General features: G+C 48.0%; 18 protein-coding genes. 2 read left to right on the top strand and 16 right to left on the bottom strand.

The genetic code is table 11. From position 1 onward, the window contains the following. Positions 1–157: 157 nt before the first annotated feature. The 10 genes from HMPREF1548_RS00600 to HMPREF1548_RS00555 all read right to left on the bottom strand — a co-directional run bounded on the left by HMPREF1548_RS00600 (position 158) and on the right by HMPREF1548_RS00555 (position 12,523). Positions 158–910: a polysaccharide deacetylase family protein gene (locus tag HMPREF1548_RS00600; protein ID WP_242991300.1), complete on the bottom strand. Its 753-nt coding sequence runs from the start codon at positions 908–910 to the stop codon at positions 158–160. 91 nt (positions 911–1,001) lie between these two features. Continuing rightward, positions 1,002–2,102, bottom strand: coding sequence for a glycosyltransferase (locus tag HMPREF1548_RS00595; protein ID WP_035320428.1), 1,101 nt, complete (start codon positions 2,100–2,102; stop codon positions 1,002–1,004). Positions 2,103–2,465: 363 nt separating this feature from the next. Further along, on the bottom strand, positions 2,466–2,648 hold the full coding sequence (locus HMPREF1548_RS00590) for a hypothetical protein (RefSeq protein WP_025488490.1): 183 nt from the start codon (positions 2,646–2,648) through the stop codon (positions 2,466–2,468). A 50-nt stretch (positions 2,649–2,698) separates the two neighbouring features. Next, on the bottom strand, positions 2,699–4,846 hold the full coding sequence (locus HMPREF1548_RS00585) for an ADP-ribosylglycohydrolase family protein (protein WP_021633669.1): 2,148 nt from the start codon (positions 4,844–4,846) through the stop codon (positions 2,699–2,701). Then, complete coding sequence (locus tag HMPREF1548_RS00580) at positions 4,847–5,779, bottom strand: nucleoside hydrolase (RefSeq protein ID WP_021633668.1); 933 nt, start codon at positions 5,777–5,779, stop codon at positions 4,847–4,849. It lies immediately after the preceding gene. A gap of 82 nt (positions 5,780–5,861) precedes the next feature. Beyond that, positions 5,862–6,674 carry a carbohydrate ABC transporter permease gene (locus HMPREF1548_RS00575; protein ID WP_025488487.1) on the bottom strand — a complete coding sequence of 271 codons (813 nt, stop codon included), beginning with the start codon at positions 6,672–6,674 and terminating at the stop codon, positions 5,862–5,864. Positions 6,675–6,679: 5 nt separating this feature from the next. Beyond that, positions 6,680–7,588: a carbohydrate ABC transporter permease gene (locus tag HMPREF1548_RS00570; RefSeq protein ID WP_021633666.1), complete on the bottom strand. Its 909-nt coding sequence runs from the start codon at positions 7,586–7,588 to the stop codon at positions 6,680–6,682. Between the two features lie 29 nt (positions 7,589–7,617). Beyond that, complete coding sequence (locus HMPREF1548_RS00565) at positions 7,618–8,946, bottom strand: ABC transporter substrate-binding protein (protein WP_021633665.1); 1,329 nt, start codon at positions 8,944–8,946, stop codon at positions 7,618–7,620. 222 nt (positions 8,947–9,168) lie between these two features. Next, positions 9,169–10,716 (bottom strand): response regulator, encoded by a 1,548-nt coding sequence (locus HMPREF1548_RS00560; protein WP_021633664.1) that lies wholly within the window; start codon positions 10,714–10,716, stop codon positions 9,169–9,171. 19 nt (positions 10,717–10,735) lie between these two features. Then, positions 10,736–12,523, bottom strand: a complete 1,788-nt coding sequence (locus HMPREF1548_RS00555) for a cache domain-containing sensor histidine kinase (RefSeq protein ID WP_021633663.1) — start codon at positions 12,521–12,523, stop codon at positions 10,736–10,738. 234 nt (positions 12,524–12,757) lie between these two features. On the opposite strand from HMPREF1548_RS00555, the gene HMPREF1548_RS00550 reads away from it, so the two are divergent. Next, entirely contained in the window at positions 12,758–13,834 is a 1,077-nt protein-coding gene (locus HMPREF1548_RS00550; RefSeq protein WP_021633661.1) for a mandelate racemase/muconate lactonizing enzyme family protein, read from the top strand. A gap of 93 nt (positions 13,835–13,927) precedes the next feature. Here HMPREF1548_RS00550 and HMPREF1548_RS00545 read toward each other — a convergent pair whose 3' ends face one another. The 6 genes from HMPREF1548_RS00545 to HMPREF1548_RS00520 form a co-directional block, all read right to left on the bottom strand. Then, positions 13,928–14,854: a LysR family transcriptional regulator gene (locus HMPREF1548_RS00545; RefSeq protein ID WP_021633660.1), complete on the bottom strand. Its 927-nt coding sequence runs from the start codon at positions 14,852–14,854 to the stop codon at positions 13,928–13,930. Further along, entirely contained in the window at positions 14,823–16,022 is a 1,200-nt protein-coding gene (locus HMPREF1548_RS00540; protein ID WP_035320426.1) for an amidohydrolase family protein, read from the bottom strand. The genes HMPREF1548_RS00545 and HMPREF1548_RS00540 overlap by 32 nt, the downstream gene beginning before the upstream one ends. 62 nt (positions 16,023–16,084) lie before the next feature. Beyond that, positions 16,085–17,068, bottom strand: coding sequence for an ABC transporter ATP-binding protein (locus tag HMPREF1548_RS00535; RefSeq protein ID WP_035320425.1), 984 nt, complete (start codon positions 17,066–17,068; stop codon positions 16,085–16,087). Positions 17,069–17,073: 5 nt separating this feature from the next. Further along, the gene (locus HMPREF1548_RS00530) at positions 17,074–18,117 is read right to left on the bottom strand and encodes an ABC transporter ATP-binding protein (RefSeq protein ID WP_021633657.1); all 1,044 of its coding nucleotides are present in this window, start codon (positions 18,115–18,117) and stop codon (positions 17,074–17,076) included. A gap of 137 nt (positions 18,118–18,254) precedes the next feature. Continuing rightward, positions 18,255–19,127, bottom strand: coding sequence for an ABC transporter permease (locus HMPREF1548_RS00525; RefSeq protein ID WP_021633656.1), 873 nt, complete (start codon positions 19,125–19,127; stop codon positions 18,255–18,257). Positions 19,128–19,248: 121 nt separating this feature from the next. Then, entirely contained in the window at positions 19,249–20,178 is a 930-nt protein-coding gene (locus HMPREF1548_RS00520; protein ID WP_021633655.1) for an ABC transporter permease, read from the bottom strand. A gap of 359 nt (positions 20,179–20,537) precedes the next feature. Between HMPREF1548_RS00520 and HMPREF1548_RS00515 the strand changes: the two genes are divergently transcribed. Beyond that, a complete protein-coding gene (locus HMPREF1548_RS00515) occupies positions 20,538–22,118 on the top strand; it encodes an ABC transporter substrate-binding protein (RefSeq protein WP_021633653.1) in 1,581 nt (526 codons plus the stop codon).

Raw genomic sequence — 22,118 nt, 5'->3', positions numbered from 1 at the left:
AGTTCCGCCATTTTGGCAGCCGCAGGGAAAACGGAGCCTGTTAGAAATATCCCATTTTTGAGGCCGAACCAGCAAAAACCCCGCCCCGGCCAGACAGACGGCAGACAGGAGACAAACAAAAGCCGGGGCCTCCGGGGACGGACGGGGAGCCGCCGCCCTACAACGAATCGCGGATGCTGGCGAAGTGCTTACACTCGTTATCGATAGTATCCATCAGCTCTGCATTACGCTCCTGAAGCAGCGTCCTGAAATTCTCCAGATTATCATGCCCCTTCTTCGTCCAGGAATAAGGATGGGTCAGAATCTGTACCCTGTCATATCCCAGCAGCGTTTCTTCATCCGGCACCCCATAATTCCACCTGTGCTTGGCGTCGGAAATATATTTTACATGAAGCGGCGTATCCGCTGTTACATTTTCTGAAAAGGTGAAAAATTCATCCTGATAAGCATTGATGATACCGGGGAATTTGATATTCTCCCGAAGCACATCCGCCGAAGGCCTGTGGATGGAAAACTCTGTGATTTCAAAGCCCAGCATTTCACTGAGCACATGAATTTCCTGCAGTATCTTCCTGCGCACCAGTTCCATATCAGTCAGGCCGTTCAAAGCGAAGTGGAGGCCGATAACATGTCCTCTTTCATGCATATATTTAATCATATCCATATTTTTCTTGGACAGGATATTGTAGGAATTGTTCGTCCACTGGAAAAAATAAGTGGAAGTAAAATCCATGGAAAGCTCCAGCTTGGAAAGCGCAAAAGCACGATCCACACTGAATTCCACATCATGACGCATGATAATAAATTTATCCTTTTCCTGCGCCTGCCTGAAATTACAGGCCCTGCCGCTTTCTTTGATAATTCTTATGATCTCTTTATAATCCGCATAGGAAAACATACTTTCTTGCACCTCTCTGTCCGCCCTTACCGCAGGCGGGAATCCTTTCGTATCTCTCTTATGTCCGCAGCCATACCAGTTACAGCTGCCGCACAGACAGCTGTCAGTGTCTGCATACCGATTCTATATAATCATGCCACTGCTCAAAAACCGCCTTGCTGTTGGCAATTTTTCGGATATCCCTGGCCTTGCTTCCAAGGCGTTCCGCCAGCTCCGGATTTTCTATCAGACGGCAGATCCCCTCCGCCATCGCGTCCTCGTCCTTAATCGGCACTAGAAGGCCGTTTACTCCATCCTGTATCACTGTCCTGGGACCGCCGCAGGGACAGTCAGTGGACACAATGGGAAGCCCCAGAGCCATCGCCTCCAGCAACGCATTGGGAAGCCCCTCCCAGTCAGAGGAAAACGCAAAAACAGAAGCGTTCACCAACTGCCTCTCCAGGGAATCACTGGCCCCCATCAGGAACACATAAGCTTCGGCTTTTCTTTCGGCAATCAGCTGCTCCAGAAGCTCCTTCGTGCCGTCCCTGGAATCGCCGCCGTATATTTTAAGTACATAGTCGGGATGCTTCTGATGCACTTTATCAAAAGCACGGATCAACATAAGCTGGTTTTTGAAATCCACCAGCCTGCCTGACTGCACCACTTCTTTTACCCTTGTTTCCGGTTTGGGAATATCCAGATATTTATTATTCAGCGGATTCAGTATGATACGTGATTTCCGCTGTACCTTGACCGGAAAAAAATCCCGCTGCCCTTCCGTCTGGAACACGCAACCTGCTGCCCTTGGAAACAGAAGAGGGATCTGGATTTTATCATCCCATTTGTCATAATGCCCGACAGGATCCGTTCTGACCGAAACAATGACCGGGATTCCCGTTCCCAATGCAGCCGTTATAGCGCGGTAATTCGCCTTATGGCAGAACGCCACCACCACATCCGGCCTCACCTTTTTTATAAAAGCCCGCAGCCTCTTCTCACGGATTCTCAGCTTGGCGATTCTGCCCTTGCCCTCTTCCTCCGCATTCAGGCCCACATGAACTCTTGTAATACTCTTATCAATACGAAATTCATTTTCTGCATACCATTCCGTAGCGATATAGACCTCGTAACCCTCAGCCGCAAACTGGTGGGCCAGATTGGTAATAACCCGCTCAGCCCCACCCTGTTCCAGGCTGTTTATATGAAAGATTATTTTACGCATATTTGCTCCCATCCGTGCACCGGCTGCTCCTACATTAACATTCCGGGAAGATCCTGCCCATCCTTCATGAGCAGAATTAACACTTCCTTAATTTGGGTACACAAATTCAACTTAGTTTACCACATTAGAAGGGAGGTTACAAGGGACTGTTTTCAAACAAACGCCTGTTTTGCCTCATTTCTGTGTGTATGAACAACAGCTCCTTCCAGGGCCTGATACCGGGATATCACTGAAATTCCTGACGTTTCTTTACCTCTGGAATCAACTAAAAAGCGGATACCGGCATGCTTCATGCTGTGGTATCCGCCTGCAGGCTGTCTCTATTCCATTCCGCCTTTTTATCCCCTGTGCAGCGGGGCTGAGTCAGTCATTGTTTTTATTGCTGTTTTCTCCGCCAGGGCCATCTTTCCTGGGCACCTCATCAGGAATGACATCCTGCGTACTGTCATCGGGCAGCGGCAAATCCACTTCGGGAATATTGCCATCGTCATATACGCTTAAGTTCTTCGTTTTGGAACCGGATAAATTCTGTCCATTCTTGTCCATACTCTTTCCGCCTTTCTGTTTTGGGAATAGTATGTCCGGTTTGGTTTTCTTTATTCCCCACTGCCCACCCATATTTTCCGCAGGCTGCAATGGCTTCCCTCACGGACCGCCGTCCCAATGCAGCCATATAAGTATGGATTATCATTATCTTCATACTCCAGCAAAACCTTACCATCTATTGCAGCCGTCATGTGATTTCCTTTTACCCGGACAGCCAGACGATACTCCTTCTCCTTTTCCCAGGGAAAGCACGCTTCACATAGCAACTGATACCCATTGTCATTTTTCAGGAGCCCCACTCTGCCCTCCGGAATCAGACCGAAGGCATAGGATCGCAACGCGCCCTGTACTCTGACCTGCAGCAAATGAATCTCACCTGTATGGGCGGCAAGAAATCCTTCCGCCATATAATCGGTCCAGTTCCATCCTCCCGTATAGGCCTCCCCGAAATCACTGCATGACAGGTGAAGCCTTCCCTGCTCCAGGGTAAGCCTTCCCTTCAGCTTGGTAAACTGGCTGATTTCCCGATGCAGCCCGGGCCATACTTCCACTCTCTCCGAAGCAAAATCAATCCCATAGGACGGCGTACCATCCCAATACAGATCGTCCAGATAACAGCAGAAATCGTCTCCCTCCTCTGCCGTTCCTGTGAGGAAACAGACTCCGGCTTCGTCCAGCAGTTCCCCATCCAGCCCGGGAATCGTCCAGCTTAAGGCCTCCCAGCATCCCGGCGTAATTTCTTTCCAGCTTCCATAATAATACCTGCTGCCGTTATCACCATGCACATACAGACAAGCCTTTACACCATACTCCTCTCCGTTTACTCTCACCGCAGCATGCAGTGTCTGTCCCGGATATATCAGCGGTGAAAAAGCGGGATCATAACGACTGTCATGGAAATCAGCAGGACGGCAGTAGGTCTTTTTATAAACCATTACCTTTTCCCCTCTGGCCACCGGCTTTATAACACATTTCAAAGAACGGCTTCCGGAAAATGCGGTCTCAATTGTATTTAGAAGAGTGCCTTCTCTCTGTGAAACGCTCCCATCATCCATATTACATACTTTCATTCGGATGGCATGCGTGGATCCGGGATATTCAAAATGGCAGCTGTCCATGCGCTCTTCAAAAATCTGTTTCCACGGCATTGGAACCTCTTCCCCTGCAAGCTTGTACGCCTGTCTGGCAATATAAGAGGCGCCATAAGGGATATCCATAATATTTAAAGAACCAATAACACTGGAGCATGCAAGAAAATCATGTACCGGTTGCCTCCATTTTCTGCTGTCTATTACATTAAGTCCTCCTCTGACTCCCATAATTGCCGCCACATTTCCCACATTACAGTCCGTATCCCATCCGCACATGGTACAGATATTGATCGTATCTGAAAAATCACCCTTCCCATACAGCAATGCAAGAATCATCACTGCAATGTTGGGTATGATATGACAGACTCCGGGATATTTATCATAGCCAAAATTGTTGAAAATATATTGGAAACATAATCTCCAGCCGTTCTTTTCCTTCTCCCAAAAGGCCATAACCGCCTTCACTGTTTCCGCATATTCACAGTCCTCCGGCAGAAAGGACAGACCCTTCCTGATAATTTTAACGATATCCTTCTCAACAAAAGCATAGCTGATGCACACCGCAACAAAAATCCCCCCATAAACACCATTGCCATCATGGGTGACGCTGGCGGCCTTCCGGGCCAGTGATGCCGCAAGCGCCGGATTTCCCGGCGCTGCCAATCCCCAGCTGTCGATAAAAATCTGTCCGCCTATCTGTTCTGCCGCCGTCCTCCCATTCTGCCTGGCACTACCGCTGCGGGGCGCAGTAATCCCGTGGCGCAGGTTCAGGTAGGCAGTATGCTCTGTTGAAACCCCATATCCGCCCCACCAGAAAAATCCATGTTCATAAGGCGCATAATTCAGCAGTGCTTCCGCCACATCCTGCGGCGTTATAGCCTCTTCCTCTGTTTTTCCGCAGTCCTCCAGGGCACGTATCAGAAAGATCGGGCCGTTACTGTCATCATCTGCCGCAAAATCCCGGTAATCTGCCAGATACCCGTTTACTTCTCCATAAACGGTACGTATTTTTTCGTAAGTCCAGCTTTCCACCGGTGCGCCCAGACGAATACCTATAATTTTTGCCAGCCAGCCCGCGTATATTTTTTCTATAAAATCCTGCTTCATCTATTTTCCCCTGTCTTCAAGGCTTCCCATTTTCAAAAAGGCATCCCTGAATATTCTGTCTCTGTTAACTTCCTTTATATTGCCAATCAGATGCCTCGTGTAATCTCTGCTCCAGGTCAGTTCATCCGTTATTATGGGTGCTGTGGTTATTTCCCTTATGCTCCAGTCCTTATCCATCAGGCATCCCACTGCACCGATATCCCAGATGGTCTTTCCCCAGGCAAAATGATCCTTTCCATATGTCTTAACAATGGAAATCAGATAATCACACAGGTCATTCCTGTTTCCAAGACAGCTTTCCAGCTCCGGTACACTTGTCAGCATATGCGAAGTGACATAATTACATGGCACATGCAGGAGCGGTACTCCTGAATCAAAAATCACCTGCGCCGCTTTCACATCCTGATAAACATTATAGGTATTTGGCGATTCGGTAAAATCATTTCCGGCAAGCCATACTATAACAATACGTTCCCTGATCTCCGGGTTCAAAAGCAGCGCGGATGCGATATTGGTCCCGGCCCCGATTCCAATCACATACAGCGGATTGTCAGATGAGTAGCACATCGCGCGCTCCGCCAGGTCCAGAGCCGCTTTCGATTCCACAGGAATATCTTTCCCTGGCAGGTAAGAACAGGAGCCTCTTTTTACCTCGCAGCATCCCAGTTTCCCGCATAGCTTCATAATCCGCAGGATCTCCTGATAGCTCATTTCCATCCCTGCCGCAGGATCCTGTGTTCGTTCATTCATGGCAAAAGGCGCAGCATAGATTGCTTTTACCCGAAAACGTTCCGGAGACAAAAGCAGATAACTGACTGCAAAGGGATCATCCACCTCCGTTGCCGTATCCGTATCCAAAACGGTATCCAATATTCCTTCCCGCCATTCCAGCATCTGCAGACGTCTGCTGTCGCTTATACTCATACTTTTCATATATTTTCTCCTACTATTGCTGTGTTTTAAATCGTTCTTTCTGTCAAAAAAGCGCGGCCGGCTTACCGGCAGCGCTTTTTACTTAAGCTTTTATTCCGGAGCTCATTGCCCCCTTCACAAATTCCTTCTGTGTGCAAATAAAGAAAAGAATTACAGGGAAGGATAACAGGACAACGCCGGCCAGTGTCAGGTTCGTTTTTTGGAAATAAGTCATATTTACGGTCTGCAGCCCTACAACAAGCGTATATTTATCCACTTTGTTAATAAATGTGGCAGGAACCATATAGGAGTTCCAGGTTCCGGTAAAATTCAGAATCGCAATGGATGCAAACAACGGCTTTGATATGGGGCAGACAATTCTGGCAAATACTCCAGCATGGCTTAATCCGTCAATTCTGGCCGCCTCCAGCAGCTCTCCCGGCACAGCGAAGAAAAATTGTCTTGCCATGAATAAAAACATGGTCTGTGATAGAAACGGCAGTGTAATCGCCCAGATGGTATTATGCATGTTCAGCCTGGCAAGCTGTATATACATCTGTATCATTGTCAACTGAAACGGCACCATCATGGATATCAACAATGCGCCGAAAATTATCTTTTTCCCCGGAAATCTCAGCTTGGCCAGGGCGTATCCCGCCATGGTGGGGAATATCAGATTACCCGCTACCACAATCGCCGTAGAGGCAAAGGTATTCCAGTACCACCTCATTATAGGATATTTTGTAAACAGCTCTTTAAAGTTATCCAATGTCCATACACTGACAGGCGCCCATGTCTGCACATACCGGTACGGCAGCAGAGAGTTGTAAAACACATACAATATAGGAAGCAGGAATATCAGTGATAATCCGATAAGGACGGTATATAAAACAACCTTCAGCAGTTTCTTTTTCATGATATTCACTCTCCTTCCTTACTGATAAACATCCGGATTAAGGACAGCAGGAAGATGATAGCAAGAAGCACCATGGCCGCTGCACTGCCGTAACCCATGTCCATATAACTGAAAGACTGCTGGTAAAGGAAGGTAACCACCGTACTCGTAGAACCGGCGGGCGACCCCAGCGGGCTTTGTTTCGAAATTGCAGCAATCTGGTCAAAAATCTGAAATGCATTGATCATACCCAGGGTAATCACCAGATAAGTGGTCGGCTTAACCAGAGGCAGCGTAATATACCAAATCGCCTGCGCTTTGTTGGTTCCGTCTATTCTCCCGGCTTCGTAAAGCTCAGCCGAGATATTCTGGAGTCCGCTGATATACAGTATCATGTAAAAGCCAATTTGCTGCCATACGTAAATAATAATAACCAGAAGCAATGCGTATTTCGTACTCGTAAACCAGGTGGTGTTATCAAAACCAAACAGCGTAAACAGCCTGGTCCCAATCCCGTCCTTGATAAAAAAATACATAAAGAATATACTGACTGCCACGGAAGAGATTACATATGGCATATAATAAGTCGTGCGGAAAAAGGTTTTGCCTTTGATATTTCCGTCCAGCAATACTGCAATCAGGAAAGCGATCACTGCAATCAGCACAACGACAACCGCCGCCATCAGGAAGGTATGCTCCAGCGCCTTGATAAAATCTTTATCCTGGAACAGCCGGATAAAATTGTCAAGTCCGATAAACCTGGTGCGCTCCGGCGTTATAAAGCTGTAATCATAAAAGCTGAGCCGCATGGATTTTACCGCAGGTATAAAAAACCAGTAAATCCACATAAACACAGCTGGCAGAAGGAAGCATACCGCTGTAAGAACCTCCGGTTTTTTATACCTTTCCCGGTATTTCTTCTTATTTTTGTTCATTGTAAACACCCTCTTTACCGGGAAGCCATTTATTCTGCGCCATATTCTGCCGCCAGCTGTTCTACAATATCCTGTCCGGTCATCGTCGAGCTTTCGTCAAACATGGTTTCCTGCATCAGATTAATCAGGCTGTCTGCAAATTTCTTGCTCTGGGTCGGATAGCTGAAAGGCGTGGAAGAATCAAGATAGCTTACCAGGTCAGCCAGTGCCGGGACTTTTTCTTTATAAAGGTCAAAGTACTCTACCTTGGCCGGAATAACTTCCGTCACATCGACTACTGCTTCATATAATTTATCTCCGCCTACGGCATAGCTTATGGCCTTGGCAACCTCTTCCGGATGCTTGGAATTCTTAAGGGCAACCAGTGCCGCAGAATGGCAGGTTCCGCCGCCGTTCCCGTTTCCGCCTTTCGGTACGGGCAGATATTTCAGTTCAATATCCGGCGCTTCGGATGCAAAGCTGGCCTGATACCATGCGCCGCCGATGGAAAACAAAGCGGACTGCTGGATCATAACCGCCCCGTCCCAGCTTAAGCCTAACTCGGTGGGAGTAACAATATAGCCTTCCCTGTAGGCATCAATCAGGAACTGAAGCGCTTCCGCATTTTCCTTTGCACCGATATTTTTACCGTAATCCCAGCCGCCGCCGAAGGAAAGGGCAATATTGGTCAGATGGTATTCCTGAACATTCAGGCAAAGGGCAGGCATATTATGTTCTTCTTTAACCTTTTTGCAGATATCCAGAACCTCGTCCCATGTCGTGGGATAATTATCTCCCAGGCCGAACTCATTCCACATGCTGTTATTTACAATAAATACGCCGGGATTTAATGCATAAGGAATTCCATAAACTACATTATCAATTTTCCAGGCATCCATTGCCTTTTCCCAGGTTCCCTCAAGGCTGATAACGCCGGAATCCACATAATCTGTCAGGGGTTCAAACAGTCCCTGCTCAATATACTGCAGATAGTGTTCATTGGTACAGGATATGATATCCGGAGCTGTTCCCGCCGCTATCTGGGCAGGAATATTGTCCCAGAAATCAGAATCACTGGGGTATTTCAGGAATTCTATTTTAATGCCCAAATCATCTTCAATTCCTTCAAATGCCTTTTCCAGACGCTGGGATTCGTCATCCGACCATATTCCTATTGTAAGGGTAACCGCCTCCCCGGTATCATTCTTTGCTTCCACCACCGCTGCCTGTGTTGTCTGTTCCGTGCTTTCGGATTCCTGTACGGTATCCTTTGCTGTCTCTGCGGTTTTCCCGTCAGAAGCCCCACAACCAACTGTTCCTAAAAGCATTGCAGCGCATAATACGCTTCCCAATACTTTTGTTATGAGTTTTTTCTTCATAATCTGCTCCCTCCAATTATTTTTCTTTATCCTTAAGGTACCGGTCCTTATGCATTAATTATATTGTCGGCAACGCCATTTTCCTATTTCCATATTTATCAAATAGCAAAACATTTTGTTCCAAAGACGAAAAAAAGAAACTGTCGTCCGGCCCCTCCCTGCAAAATCTGCCGGCAGCAATTTCTTTTCTTCAAAATTTTGTCTTATTATTCTTTTTTTTGTTCAGCTTCCCTGATTTCTATATTCAATAGGAGTGATCCCCTCCTGCTTCTTGAATGCCATATGGAATGCGGTTGTAGAGGTATAGCCCACCTCTGTTGCAACCTCGTATATTTTCTTATTCGTGTTTTTCAGCAGTTCTCTGGCCTCTTCAATCCTCAGCTGGTTAATATAAGCCGGAATGTTTTTTCCCATATGTTTGTTAAAAATCCGGCTGGCATAGCTTTCACTCAGTTCAAGATATGCCGCAATATCGCTCAGCGAAATGTCCTGCCTGTAATGCTCCCTGATGTAATCACACGCCCTGCGGACCAGCCAGTTCGTACTCTGATCTGTTTTTTCAGGAATAACCGAATCCAGCCAGATATAAACCTGGGATTCCATCTCCTCCAGGCTTTCCTGTTTTTGCAGTATTTCCAGTATCTGTGCATCCTGCCAGTTACGTTCCTGCGCCTGCAGCAGCTTCACGATGTCCTGGCAGAACACCCTGATACGCTGCGGCTCCGCAATCTTTCCATTACGGATCTCCTCAAAATACTCCTGCATCCTTTCACGGATTTCTTCTGTTTTTCCATCCACGACACATTCCTTCAGGCTGTTTTCGATTTCGGTTAATTTTCCATCAAACTCTCCGGCTTTCAGATAATAATCTCTTAAATCCTCATAAAAATATACCGCTTTTTTATCGAAAAAGCTCCTGTCAAGCATTCTGTACGCCTGATTCCATGCCTCTCTGATTTTCTCTTCACCATAATGTAAGCTGCTCACGCCGATAATCATATCCAGATCCAGATAATTCTGCACTATATTGTAAATATGGGGGATCAAACGTCTTACGCGCATATGAATCTCCTGCATGCTCCCGGTATCGGAAAAGCTGATAAATATCCCCACTGTTTCCTTTGTATACTGAATCACATCATACTCCTGATAGTGCTGCAGCGCCTGCTCCAGAATGGAATAAAACGAGCGGTAAAATAATTCCATTCCCTTTTGTTCATAGCGTCTTTCTATCTTTTCCATATCCCTGATTTTTCCTGCTATGGCACAGAAACAGGAGGTACGGAAGGTAAGCTCTTGCGTCTCTCCGAAGGAAAAGCCTTCTATTTTCTGCCGGAGATATTTTTCCGCCATCATTTTCCGGTTTCGCGGCTCTTCTTCTTCCGGCCGCCTGTTAAAATCCAGACGCAGAATTGCACTCAGTATGCTGCTTTCATTCAGATTTGATTTCAGCACATAATCGTCAGCGCCTCCGCGGAGGGCCTCCCTCACATATTCAAATTCTTCATAACACGTAAGCATAATGACTTTACCGGAATATCCCTCTTCCTTAAGCCGGTTCAGAACCTGCAGACCGTTCATCCCCGGCATATTAATATCCAGAACAATCAGATCAGGCTGATATTTCCGGGCCATCTGAAGACAGCTTTCACCATCGGAGGCCTCTCCTATGATTTCAAAACCGTTTTCTTCCCAGGCGACTGCATGAATGATCCCGATTCTGACCAGTACCTCATCATCTACGATTAAAACCCCTATTTTCCTTTTCATATGCTACCCGCCTTGCTGTTCATGACTTCTTCCTTGCCGGAATCCTCACTGTTACTTTGGTAAAACAGCCTTCTTTGCTGTCAATCCGAATGGCATACTCCTGTCCGTAAGTCAGTTTGATCCGTTGGTTTACATTGTATATGCCGATTTTATTCAGACGTTTTTCCGATTTTCTTTCGCTGTTAAGTATTTCATCTATTTTTTCCCTGGAAAGCCCTTTTCCATCATCCGTTACGCAAAGGAAAAGATTTCCTTCCTCCAGATGGATGTCTATTTTAACCGTTGCACATATATCGTTATTGTCAAAGCCATGCAAAACTGCATTTTCAACCAGCGGCTGAAGAATAAAGCGCGGTATCTCATACTGCATGGTTTCTTCCCGTATATCGAAGATAAATGAAAAGCGTTCAAAATACCTGAAATTAAGTATTTTGATATAGTTTCTGATAAATTCCACTTCTCGTCCCACATCCACGAATTCACTGGTGTCCTCCGCCACATAATTCAGGACCTTTACCAGGGCGTCAATCATCTGTGTTACCTTATCGGCGCCCTGCAGCTCGGAAAGCCATCGTATGGAATTCAGCGTATTGTACATAAAATGCGGATTGATCTGGGACTGCAGCGCCAGCATTTCCATTTCCCTTTTTTCTTTTTCCTTTTCTTTTACCTCTTCAAACATGGCATTAATCCGCTTTACCATATGATTGAATTTCTGGGAAAGGATTTTCATTTCCCCATAGAATTCTTCTGTCTGCAAAGAAAGGTTTCCTGATTCTACCGATTCCATGGTGCCGATAAGGCGGAAAACAGGCTGTGTGATTGTATTCGAAATCTTGATGCTTACAAATACCAGAAAAATACCCAAAGCCAGCATTACAGCAACCGCCAATATAAAAGTATAGGCAATATTTCTGACCGCGTCTCCAATCGGGACAAGCTGGTATATCTTCCCATCCATATAATTAAGCTTCGTCATCGCCAGATAATAGGTCTGGTTTCCAAAATATACCTGGTACAGCTTGCCTTTTTCCTTGAATTTCTCAGAGTTCTTTTCAAGAAAATCCGTGATGCTTCCCTTATTTTCCTCACCGCCCGGAAGAATCAGCTTCCCGTTTTTATCCGATACCGCTATGATGCTTTCACTGTATTCAGAAGCATCCCATAATTTCGCAAAGTTATCTGCAGAACAGTCTATCACAATCATTCCCAGATATTTTCCGGTATCCGGATCCAGAATTCCCCTTGCCACAGAAAGGACATCCCACTTCATTGCCACGGCTTTTTCCTCATGCACTCCAATGATGAATGGCTTTCCATTTCCTTCCTTAACCTCCTGAAACCAGCTTTCCTCCTCAACTCTGTACGCCCCTGCCGCCGATTGATTCGTTCTGTACGCGTAATAATTCATATTGGCAGGGAAAAGCCAGACAGCATCAATTTGATTATGCATATAGTAAACATGTTTATACAGCTTCGGTCCGATGGCATTCACATCATTAATCTGGCTCACTGTTCTTTTTTCCGTCTCAATGCCATCATAGTCCTTCCGTAGTATTTCCATAATATCGGAATCCAGATAAGGAAATTCGGAAAGCTTTACCATGCTGTCAAAATAGTTGTCTATGCTCTTCTTTATTTGATAATTACTGCTGTAGATAGATTTGCTTATACTCTCCTTTATCAAATGCTTCCACAATGTACCCAGCAGCAGAAACATAACCATAAGTGTAATACAAATAATCAGCAGGTAACCCAGCAATATCTTCTTTTTAATCGAAAGATTTTTTATCCTGATCGATTTCATTTTCCTCACCCGTTTTTAATGATATCATTCGTTTTTTTATTATACATCATTCAGTGGTATCAATTCTACTTTTTTGTTCCCTGCCCCATTTTCTTCCCATGGCATAACCCGCATGAAAAAATTTCAATCCATCCCCGTCAAACCGCTGTAGTATACTAAAGTAAAGGCCACCGGAGGAGCTACTGCCATTTCCGGCGGCTACGCATTCTACGATAAAACAGGAGTTAAAACCTTATGAAAATCACAGATATTAAAGCCGAAAAGGTACGCATTGAACTTACCTCCCCCTTCCGTGTTGCCTTTGCCGAAATCAATTATTCTGAAAACCTGCTGATAAAGGTTTCCACAGATGAGGGAATCGATGGCTATGGAGAAGCCGCGCCGCTGCCTTTTGTCACCGGCGAGACCATTGACAGCGTAGTCAGTGTAATCAGCCTGCTCCGCCCCGGCCTTATCGGCATGAATCCACTCGATATTGAAAAAATCCATGAGCTGATGGACGGATGCATCTATGGGAACAGTTCCGCAAAATGTGCTGTAGATCTGGCAATGTACGATATCTGCGGCAAACTGATGGGCCAGCCGGTTTACAAGCTTCTTGGAGGCTATTCTAACCGGGTTCAGAACGATATTACCATTGGGATTGACACACCTGAGGCTATGGCGGAGGAAGCCAGGGCACATGTGTTTAAGGATGGCTTCCATATCCTGAAAATAAAGGCCGGTATTCATGTGGAGGAGGATATCCGCGCCATGCATCTGATCCGGGAGGCCGTCGGGCCCAAGATCCGCCTGCGTGTGGATGCCAATCAGGGCTATGATACCAGCGATGCTATTTATGCGCTGACTGAATTTAAAAAAGTGGGCATCGAGGCTGTTGAGCAGTGCCTTCCCTATTGGGATTTTGAAGGTTCCGCCTATGTGCGGAGCAAGGTGAATGGTATCCGCATCATGCTGGATGAGTCCATCCATAATCATCTTGACGCTGCAAGGGCCTGTAAGGGCGGCTGCGCGGACATCCTGAATATCAAGCTCATGAAATGCGGAGGACTTTTCCGGGCATCCCAGATCAATTCCATTGCGGAAGCCTTTGGGGTCAACTGTATGGTCGGCTGTATGATGGAAACCAAGCTCGCCACCACGGCCGGTGTCAGCCTGGTTGCCTCCAAAAAGAACATCACCGAAGCGGATTGTGACAGCTTTCTCTTCTATGCTGATGAGCAGACCGGCATGTCCGGCGGCTTTACCCGTGAAAATGACGTATTTACCCTGCTGGATGCACCGGGCTTTGGACTGGATATTTCTTTCTGAATCATTCTCCGCACCTTCGCAGTGATATACAAAAGGACAGCGCATCCATTACGCTGTCCTTTTGTATATGCAAACCTGCCCGAACTGCTGCTCTCAATGAAACAACTTCTTAATCTCATTAATAAAAACTCTCTCCACCCGTGTCAGCTCCGTCTGGTTCTTCTTAATCCACCCGAATTCATACTTCAGGTTCACATTCTGATAAGGATAAATCACCATGGAAATCGGAATGTTCAGCTTATTATATATCTTATGGCTCTGGGCCACGCAGAAATACGCTGGAATCTGGCCGCACAGGCTCACCGCCGTATCATTATCCGCCACGTAGACCACCTTGGGATTCCCAAAGGCGGTTCGTATCTCGCCTTCCTCCTTGGTAAAGGGGTAAACCGTTTCCTTGGTCATGATCAGGAGCTGATCCGAAAGCAGGCCCTTCCTGAGGCGGGTAACTCCCAGCTCATTCACCGGATTGTTGCGATCCACCGCCACGCCCACGTTCAGCCGTCCCAGCGCATGATATTCCATATCGTTCTGGGCAAACAGGGCGCAGGCCTCCTCCGTGTAGATATTCAGCGTCATCAATATTCCCAGGTCACATCTTGCATCTCTCACATCCGTAAAAACCTCAGAATATGTTTTCTGGTAAAACTGAAAATCCGTATCCGCATTCAGATATTGGGCCAGAAGCCTTGCAAAAATTTCACTTGCAAACAGCATCTGGCCGCAGGAGGCACTGAATTTCAGCGGCTGGCTTCGGTTTTCCTCTGCCTGAATTGCCATGTTTTTTATGCGTTCCACATGCTGCAATGTTTTTTCTGCCTCTGCAAGAAAGGCTCTTCCGAATTCTGTTGTGGCAATGCCTTCCGTTGTCCGGATAAAAATTTCCTGCTCCAGCTCCAGTTCCAGCGCATGGATGGATTTGCTCAATGCCGACTGGGAAATGTAGAGCGTCTGGGCGGCCCTGCTGAAGGAGCCGAGACGGTTAATTTCACTGGCATAAATGAGCTGATTGAGATTCATATACACACATTCCTTCCTGCCAGACAGCAGCAACATCCTCAAGTGCACGAATATTGCCGGCCGGATTTCCCCTCACCGCAAGGATATCTGCCAGATATCCTTCCGCCAGAAGGCCCAGGCTGCTTCCCAGCCCCAACGCCTTTGCGCCATTATGCGTGGCGCAGGCAACTGCCTCTATCGGGGATATTCCATATTGTACCATAAATCCGCACTCCCTGGCTACCGGTGATGCCTTCGGGTGGCTGCAGGCATCCGTATCGGTTCCCGTGGCAACAAGCACGCCGCTGTCATACAGCTTTTTAAACTGCTCCCTGTAAGTATCCACGGTATCCTTCAAATAGGCGGCGTTGCTGCCAAGGCTCTCATCCGCCTGCTGGTTTTTAACAAGCTCCCATGCATAATGGAAAACATAGATTGTCGGCACCCATACCTGTCCGTTATCCCGCATGCGTTCCGCCTGTTCCACCGTCAGATGTGTCCCATGCTCAATGCTGTCACAGCCAGCCTGGATACACATTTCCATGGAAGATCCATAGCCCGCATGGGCGGCCACCTTTATCCCAAAACGGTGCGCTTCCTTAACAATGGCGTCAAGCTCCTCCTGGCTGAACTCCTCTCCACGGTAGGCTTCGCTGTCCAGTACCTTGATACAGTCAGCGCCGTCCCTGATGTTTTTCCGCACCGCCCTGCGCACCTCATCCACACCGTCCACTTCCTCCACTGCCCCGGTCATGCTGTAGCCGTGGCCGCCGGTAATGCACAGTCCCTTCAGGCTTGTAAAAATACGGGGCGCTTTGATATAGCCCGCACTGGCTGCATCCTTCAGGGTAATGCCGATGCCGTCCGCGCTTGACATATCCCTTATGGTAGTTACGCCGGCCTTCAGGGTATCCTCCATTCTTTTCCCTACAAAATAAGCCCGCAGCATTCGATCCTGCGCGAGCCTGTCCGCATTTTTTTCTCCGTAAAAATAGCCGATGTGGGTATGCATATCGATTAACCCGGGAAGCAAGGTGCAGCCAGGAAGCCTGATTTCCTCTTCTCTGTATATCCGTCGAAGCTCCTCCGCCCTTCCCACCGCTTTGATCCTTTGTCCTTCCATTACCACTGCGCCCTGCTCTATCACGGTTTTTCCGTCGCCTGTAATCACTCTGTCCGCAACCAGCATATCTCTTTTCTCCTTTTTATAAAGCAGCGGCCTCCCTAAGGGAAGCCGCGTCACAGCGCTGTTTACGCCAGATCCTTTGCCCTGAGGCACATCACCTGATGCCCTGCCTCCAGTTCTTCCATCCGTACAGTTTCTTTACATTCCGCCTTCACATATGGGCAGCGCCCCGCAAATCTGCAGCCAGCCGGCGGGTTAAAGGGCGTAGGAAGATCTCCTTCCAGCAGAATCCTCTTTTTCTCCGCTTTTTCTTTTTTGGTAAATGCGGGAGCCGCGGAAAGCAGCGCCTGGGTATAAGGGTGGGCCGGCGTGTCAAAAATCTGCGTTTTGCTGCCCATTTCCACAATCTGCCCCAAATACATCACCGCCACATCATCGCTGATAAACCGCACAATGCTCAGGTCATGGGAAATAAACAGATAGGTCAGCCCCATATCCTCCTGCATATCCTTCAGCAAATTGATGATCTGTGCCTGAATGGAAACATCCAGCGCGGAAACCGCTTCATCACAGACCACGAATTCGGGATTCGTAGCCAGCGCCCTGGCAATGCTGATGCGCTGCCTCTGACCGCCGGAAAACTGGTGGGGGAAACGCAGTGCCTGCTCCGGGAAAAGGCCGCATTTTAGCATGATTTCTTCCACCCTTTCCTCCAGCTCCACCCTTCCGTTCACCTGCCTGTGCGCCAGCAGCCCTTCTCCAATCAGATCATAGACTGTCATTCTCGGGTCAAGGGAGGAATAGGGATCCTGAAAAATTATCTGCATTTTCCGCCGTATTTCATGAAGCCTATCCCCTGAGGCAGTACAGACATCTGTGCCTTCAAAGAGCACGCTTCCGCCGGTTGCCGGGGTCAGGCCCAGGATCGTCCTTCCGGCCGTGGATTTTCCGCAGCCGGATTCCCCTACCAGCCCCAGAACACGCCCTGCGCGTATGGTAAAACTGATATCATCCACCGCCTGGATATACCCAAGCGTATGCTGGATAAATCCGCCCTTGACAGGAAAATATTTTTTCAGGTGCTGTACTTCCAATATATTCTCGTTCACTGTATTCATCCTTCCAAGCTTCTGTTTTTTTCCTGTAGAATTTCTCCGGCCCCCTTCTGATTCTGCTTGGGATCGGTACAGTATTTCCAGCAGAACACCCTGTGCTGTGCGGAAAGCTCCGTGGCCGGCGGAAATTCCTTCTTACATTTTTCGTCTGCATAACAGCATCTGGGATGGAATGGACAGCCCTCCGGCTTATCATTCAAAGAAGGAACATTTCCCGGAATAACCTCCAGGCGATCCCCGTCAAAGTCTGCCTTCGGACGGGAATGAATCAGACCCAGCGTATAAGGATGTGCCGTCTGTTCAAACAGCTCGTCTGTAGGCGCGGTCTCACAGACTTTGCCGCCGTACATAACAACCACCCGATCAGCCATTTCACTGATGACCCCCAAATCATGGGTGATAAAAATGCATGAGCTTCCGGTTTCCGTTTTCAGCGCATTCATCAGGTCCAGTATCTGGGCCTGTATGGTTACATCCAGGGCGGTTGTAGGTTCATCCGCAATTATGAGTTTGGGCGAGGTCAGCAGCGCCATGGCAATCATGACACGCTGGCGCATTCCACCGGAAAGGCTGAAGGGATAACGCAGCATCATCTCCTCCGGCATGGGGATTTTCACCTTTCTTAAATATTCCACGCACTTCTCCCGCGCCTGTCTGTCACTGATTTTCTGATGGTTTTTCAGGGCCTCCTTCATCTGATCCCCGATGGTATACAACGGGTTCAGTGCCGTCATTGGTTCCTGGAAAATTACAGAAATTTCTTTACCGCGGATTTTCCGAAGCTCTTTTTCCGACATCTGCAGGGTATCCCGGCCTTCAAAAAGGATCTGTCCGGATTCATATTTTACGTTGCCGCCCTGCACCAGCTTTATAATGGACATGCAGCTGACGCTTTTGCCGCAGCCGCTTTCACCTACCACGCCCAGCGTTTCTCCTTTTTTCACCTCAAAGGAAACATCATCAACGGCCTTCAGCACGGCGTCCTCCGTTACAAAATAGGTTTTCAGATTCCGTATGGAAAGCAGCGTTTCCTGTTCGTTCATTTCTTTTTACTCCAGTCTGCCCGCCCCGGCGGGCCTGTAATTCAGAAAGTTAAAAAAGCTCTTCCTTCCAGCATTATTCCCGGCGTAACTGTCCGGTTCCTTTACAGTTGCTTTTTGGTTTCCTGTTCCAGGAATTTTTACAGCTTCATTTTCGGATCCAGCGCATCCCGCAGTCCGTCCCCCACCAGATTCAGAGCCAGTGCACTCAACGCAATGGCGATTCCCGGAAAAAGAAGCAGATACGGCGCCGTCTTCATATAATCGCGGGCTGTGCTCAGCATCACGCCCCATTCCGGCGTAGGCGGCTGAACCCCCATTCCGATAAAAGACAGCCCGGCCGCAGTCAGCATCATGGAAGCCACGGACATACTTGCCTGAATGATGATAGGCCCCATGGCGTTGGGCAGGATATGCCGCACAATAATGGTAAAATTACTGCTGTCACACGCTCTGGCCGCCATTATATATTCCTGTTCCACGATGGACAATATCACCGAGCGGACGATACGGATAAACCCCGGCAGGCTTACGATGGTTACCGCTATCAGCAGGTTTCTCATGCTGGATCCAAGCGCCGCCACCACGGCCAGCGCAAACAGCAGCCCGGGCACACAGTTTAAAATATCGCAGAGACGCATGACAATGCTGTCAAACCTGGAACCGTAAATACCGCAGCAGGCCCCGATAATACCGCCCAGCGCAAGTGAAACCGCCGTAGTTCCCACTCCCAGCGAAAGGGAACGCCTGCTTCCATGGATAATCCTTGCCAACATGTCCCGGCCGAATTCATCCGTCCCCAGCCAGTGCTGCATACACGGAGCCATCAACCTGTCCTTGGGACTCTGGGCAATCGCTGCCTCATACGGGATCAGCAAATCAGCAAACAGCGCAAAAAACACAAAAACCGCCAGCACTACCAGTCCTGCCATCGCCGCCTTATTCTTACGGAACAGCTTCCATGCATCCGCCGCATGATTGCTTTTTCTTCTCTTTTTATCTGATTTTTTCATTCCTCAATCTATTCCTTTCACACTGCAAAACACGCAGACCACCAAAAAACCGCCTGCCTTCTGCGGCCTTACTTCTGTCTCCTTGCTTCGGCGCGGGTTAAATGCTGCCCCAAAAGCAGAATCAGCGCACCACCTTTTCCCGGATGCGGGGATCAATTACCGCATACAAGATATCCACCACCACCATCACCAGGCAGAAAAAGGTGGAGAGGAATACGGTAGACGACATGACCACCGGAATATCTTTGCTTCTGATGGCTGTCAGGATATAATTACCCAGGCCCGGAATTGCAAAAACGGTTTCACAGATTACGGCGCCGCCCAAAATGGAACCGAAGCTGGTTCCCATCACCGTCAGTACCGGGAGAAGCGCATTTTTCAGGGCATGCTTCCATACCATGCAGGCAGGCGTACATCCCTTGGCCTTTGCCGTCCTCATATAATCCTGTCGGATAGCTTCCAGCATGGTGGTACGGGTCAGGCGCATCAGCTGCGCGCTTCCCCCCGCCGCCAGTGTGAGCACAGGAAGGATATAGCTCTTCCATTCCTGAATGCCGTGGGTGGGCAGGATTCCCAACTTCAGTCCGAACAGATATATCAATACCATTCCCAGGAAAAATCCGGGGATGGATGCCAGCAGTATCGCCGTCATGGTGCTGAAGGTATCCGCTATGGAATACTGCTTTACCGCCGACAGGATTCCCAGGGAAATTCCCACTATGGAAGAAACCACAAAGGACAGGCATCCCAGCTTCAGCGTCACAGGCAGCTTAGTGAAAAATTCTCCTGTAAACGGCTGCCTCGTCCGGTAGGAGGTCCCCAAATCGCCCCGCAGCAAATCACCGATATAGCTGACAAACCTTATCAGAAACGGTTTGTCATAGCCCAGTTCATGATTCAGGGCATCCACAGTCTCCTGCTTAGCTGAAATTCCCAGAATCTGTCTTCCCGGATCTCCCGGCGTAAAGTTCATAATGGTGAAAACAATAAACAGCACTCCCAGCAGTGTGGGGATAATAAGAAGCAGCCTTTTTAATATGTATTTTAACATACAACATTCTCCTTAAGCTTACATTCGTCAGTCCTGTAACGGATATGCATTATTTTCATAACGCAAACTTCAACACTTTATCGTAACATAGTCATATAATATTGCAATATTCGGCATCTGTCAACAATTATGGCTTCGTATGCTATAACTTTTATTCATATCATTCATGATAATTTTACAAATGCAAACCCTACATTTTCGTGTATAATGTTAGATATTTACTATGTTTGGTAATTTTGTTTTTTGTTACCCGTTCAGTATCCGTAAGGTACCGGACACTTACCAAGTTGAAACATATTACAAAGTATCCGCATCCGCCAGACAGGAGGCGGGTGCCGCAAACAAATGAGGAGGAACCTATGAAAAAGAAATGGAAAACCCTTACCGCTGTATGCTGCGCGGCAGCTCTTGCCCTCAGCCTTACCGCCTGCTCCGGCAGTTCGGACAACGCCGGTTCCGCGGCATCGCAGGAAGCGCCGGACGCCGGTTCCGCGGCTGCAGACACCGCCCAGACTTCCGGACGTACCGATTTAAACGTCCGTATCAGCGATGCCTTCAGCACCGTAGATCCCCACAATCTGTCCCTGAATTCAGACATCATGCTCTGCCGTCAGATTTATGAACCGCTCTACTGGCTCAATGACAAAGCCGAAGAGGTTCCCATGCTTGCCACCGATTATTCCGTAAGCGACGATGGCCTGATCTGGACCTTCACCCTTCGGGAAGGCGTAACCTTCCAGAACGGAGAGCCGCTCAAAGCAAGTGATGTGGTTTATTCCTATGAAAGATGTTTCGATAATGCCTATATGCAGGAAAAAGTGGAAGCTATCGATTCCGTAAACGCTCCTGATGATTCCACAGTAGAGCTGCACCTGAAGTATCAGTTCTCCCCTCTTATGGAAAAAATTGCTTCCATTGGTATTGTCAGCGAAGCCTTTGTGGAGGCCAATAAAGACGATCAGGGACTACTTGGCTTTAATGCCTGCGGAACCGGCGCTTACTCCGTAAAAGAAGCCATTCCTGATGTCAGCGTTACGCTGGAAGCCTATGAAGGCTACTGGGGAGGCGCTGCGCCCATCAAAACCCTGAATTTTGAGCAGATTACGGATGATACCACAGCCATCACGGCCTTTGAGGCCGGAGAAATCGATATTATGAATGTTCCCTCTGCTAACTGGGAGGAAATCAGTTCAAACGATGCCTTCGAAACCTCTGCGCGTCCTTCCAATCATGTGGTTTATCTGATTTTCAATACAGAGACAGAGCCCTTTAACAATAAGGCGCTGCGTCAGGCCGTAGCCTATGCCGTAAACCGTCAGGATATCATCGATGTAGCTGCAGACGGGCTGGCAGAGCCTGCCACCACCCTTGCAACCTCCTACATGTTCGGTTACACAGAGGATCATAAGTCCTATGAATACGATCCGGAAAAAGCAAAAGAGCTTCTTGCCCAGGCCGGTTATCCCGACGGGCTGGATATCGGCAGCATCAAGACCATGGGCGGATCCTATTTTGAAAAAGTGATGCAGGTTGTTCAGGCGGAGCTGTCGGAAATCGGCATTAACTGCACGATTGAAAGCATGGATGGAAACAGTCTGGTCAATGACTGCATTACCGGAAACTTCAGCCTGGCCGATATGGGACAGACTCTCAGCCTCGATTATGACTTCCTTAAAACTTATTTTAACGAAGAATATATTAACGGCCTGAACATGGCTCGTTTTTCAGACAGCAAAATCCAGTCCCTGTTTGAACAGGGCGCCTCCACCACGGATAAAGAAGAGCGGCTTGCCATTTACAAGGAAATTGAGGATCTGACACAGGAGGCCTGCGCCTATGTTCCGCTTTATAATCTGCAGTCCACTGCTGCCTGGACAAAGGACCTGAGCTACACGCCTTCCATCACAGGTATTATGTATAAAGACGTCAGCTGGAAATAA

Source organism: Clostridium sp. KLE 1755, assembly GCF_000466465.2.
Classification (GTDB): Bacteria; Bacillota; Clostridia; order Lachnospirales; family Lachnospiraceae; genus Eisenbergiella; species Eisenbergiella porci.
This window is presented reverse-complemented; position numbering and strand designations above follow the sequence as displayed.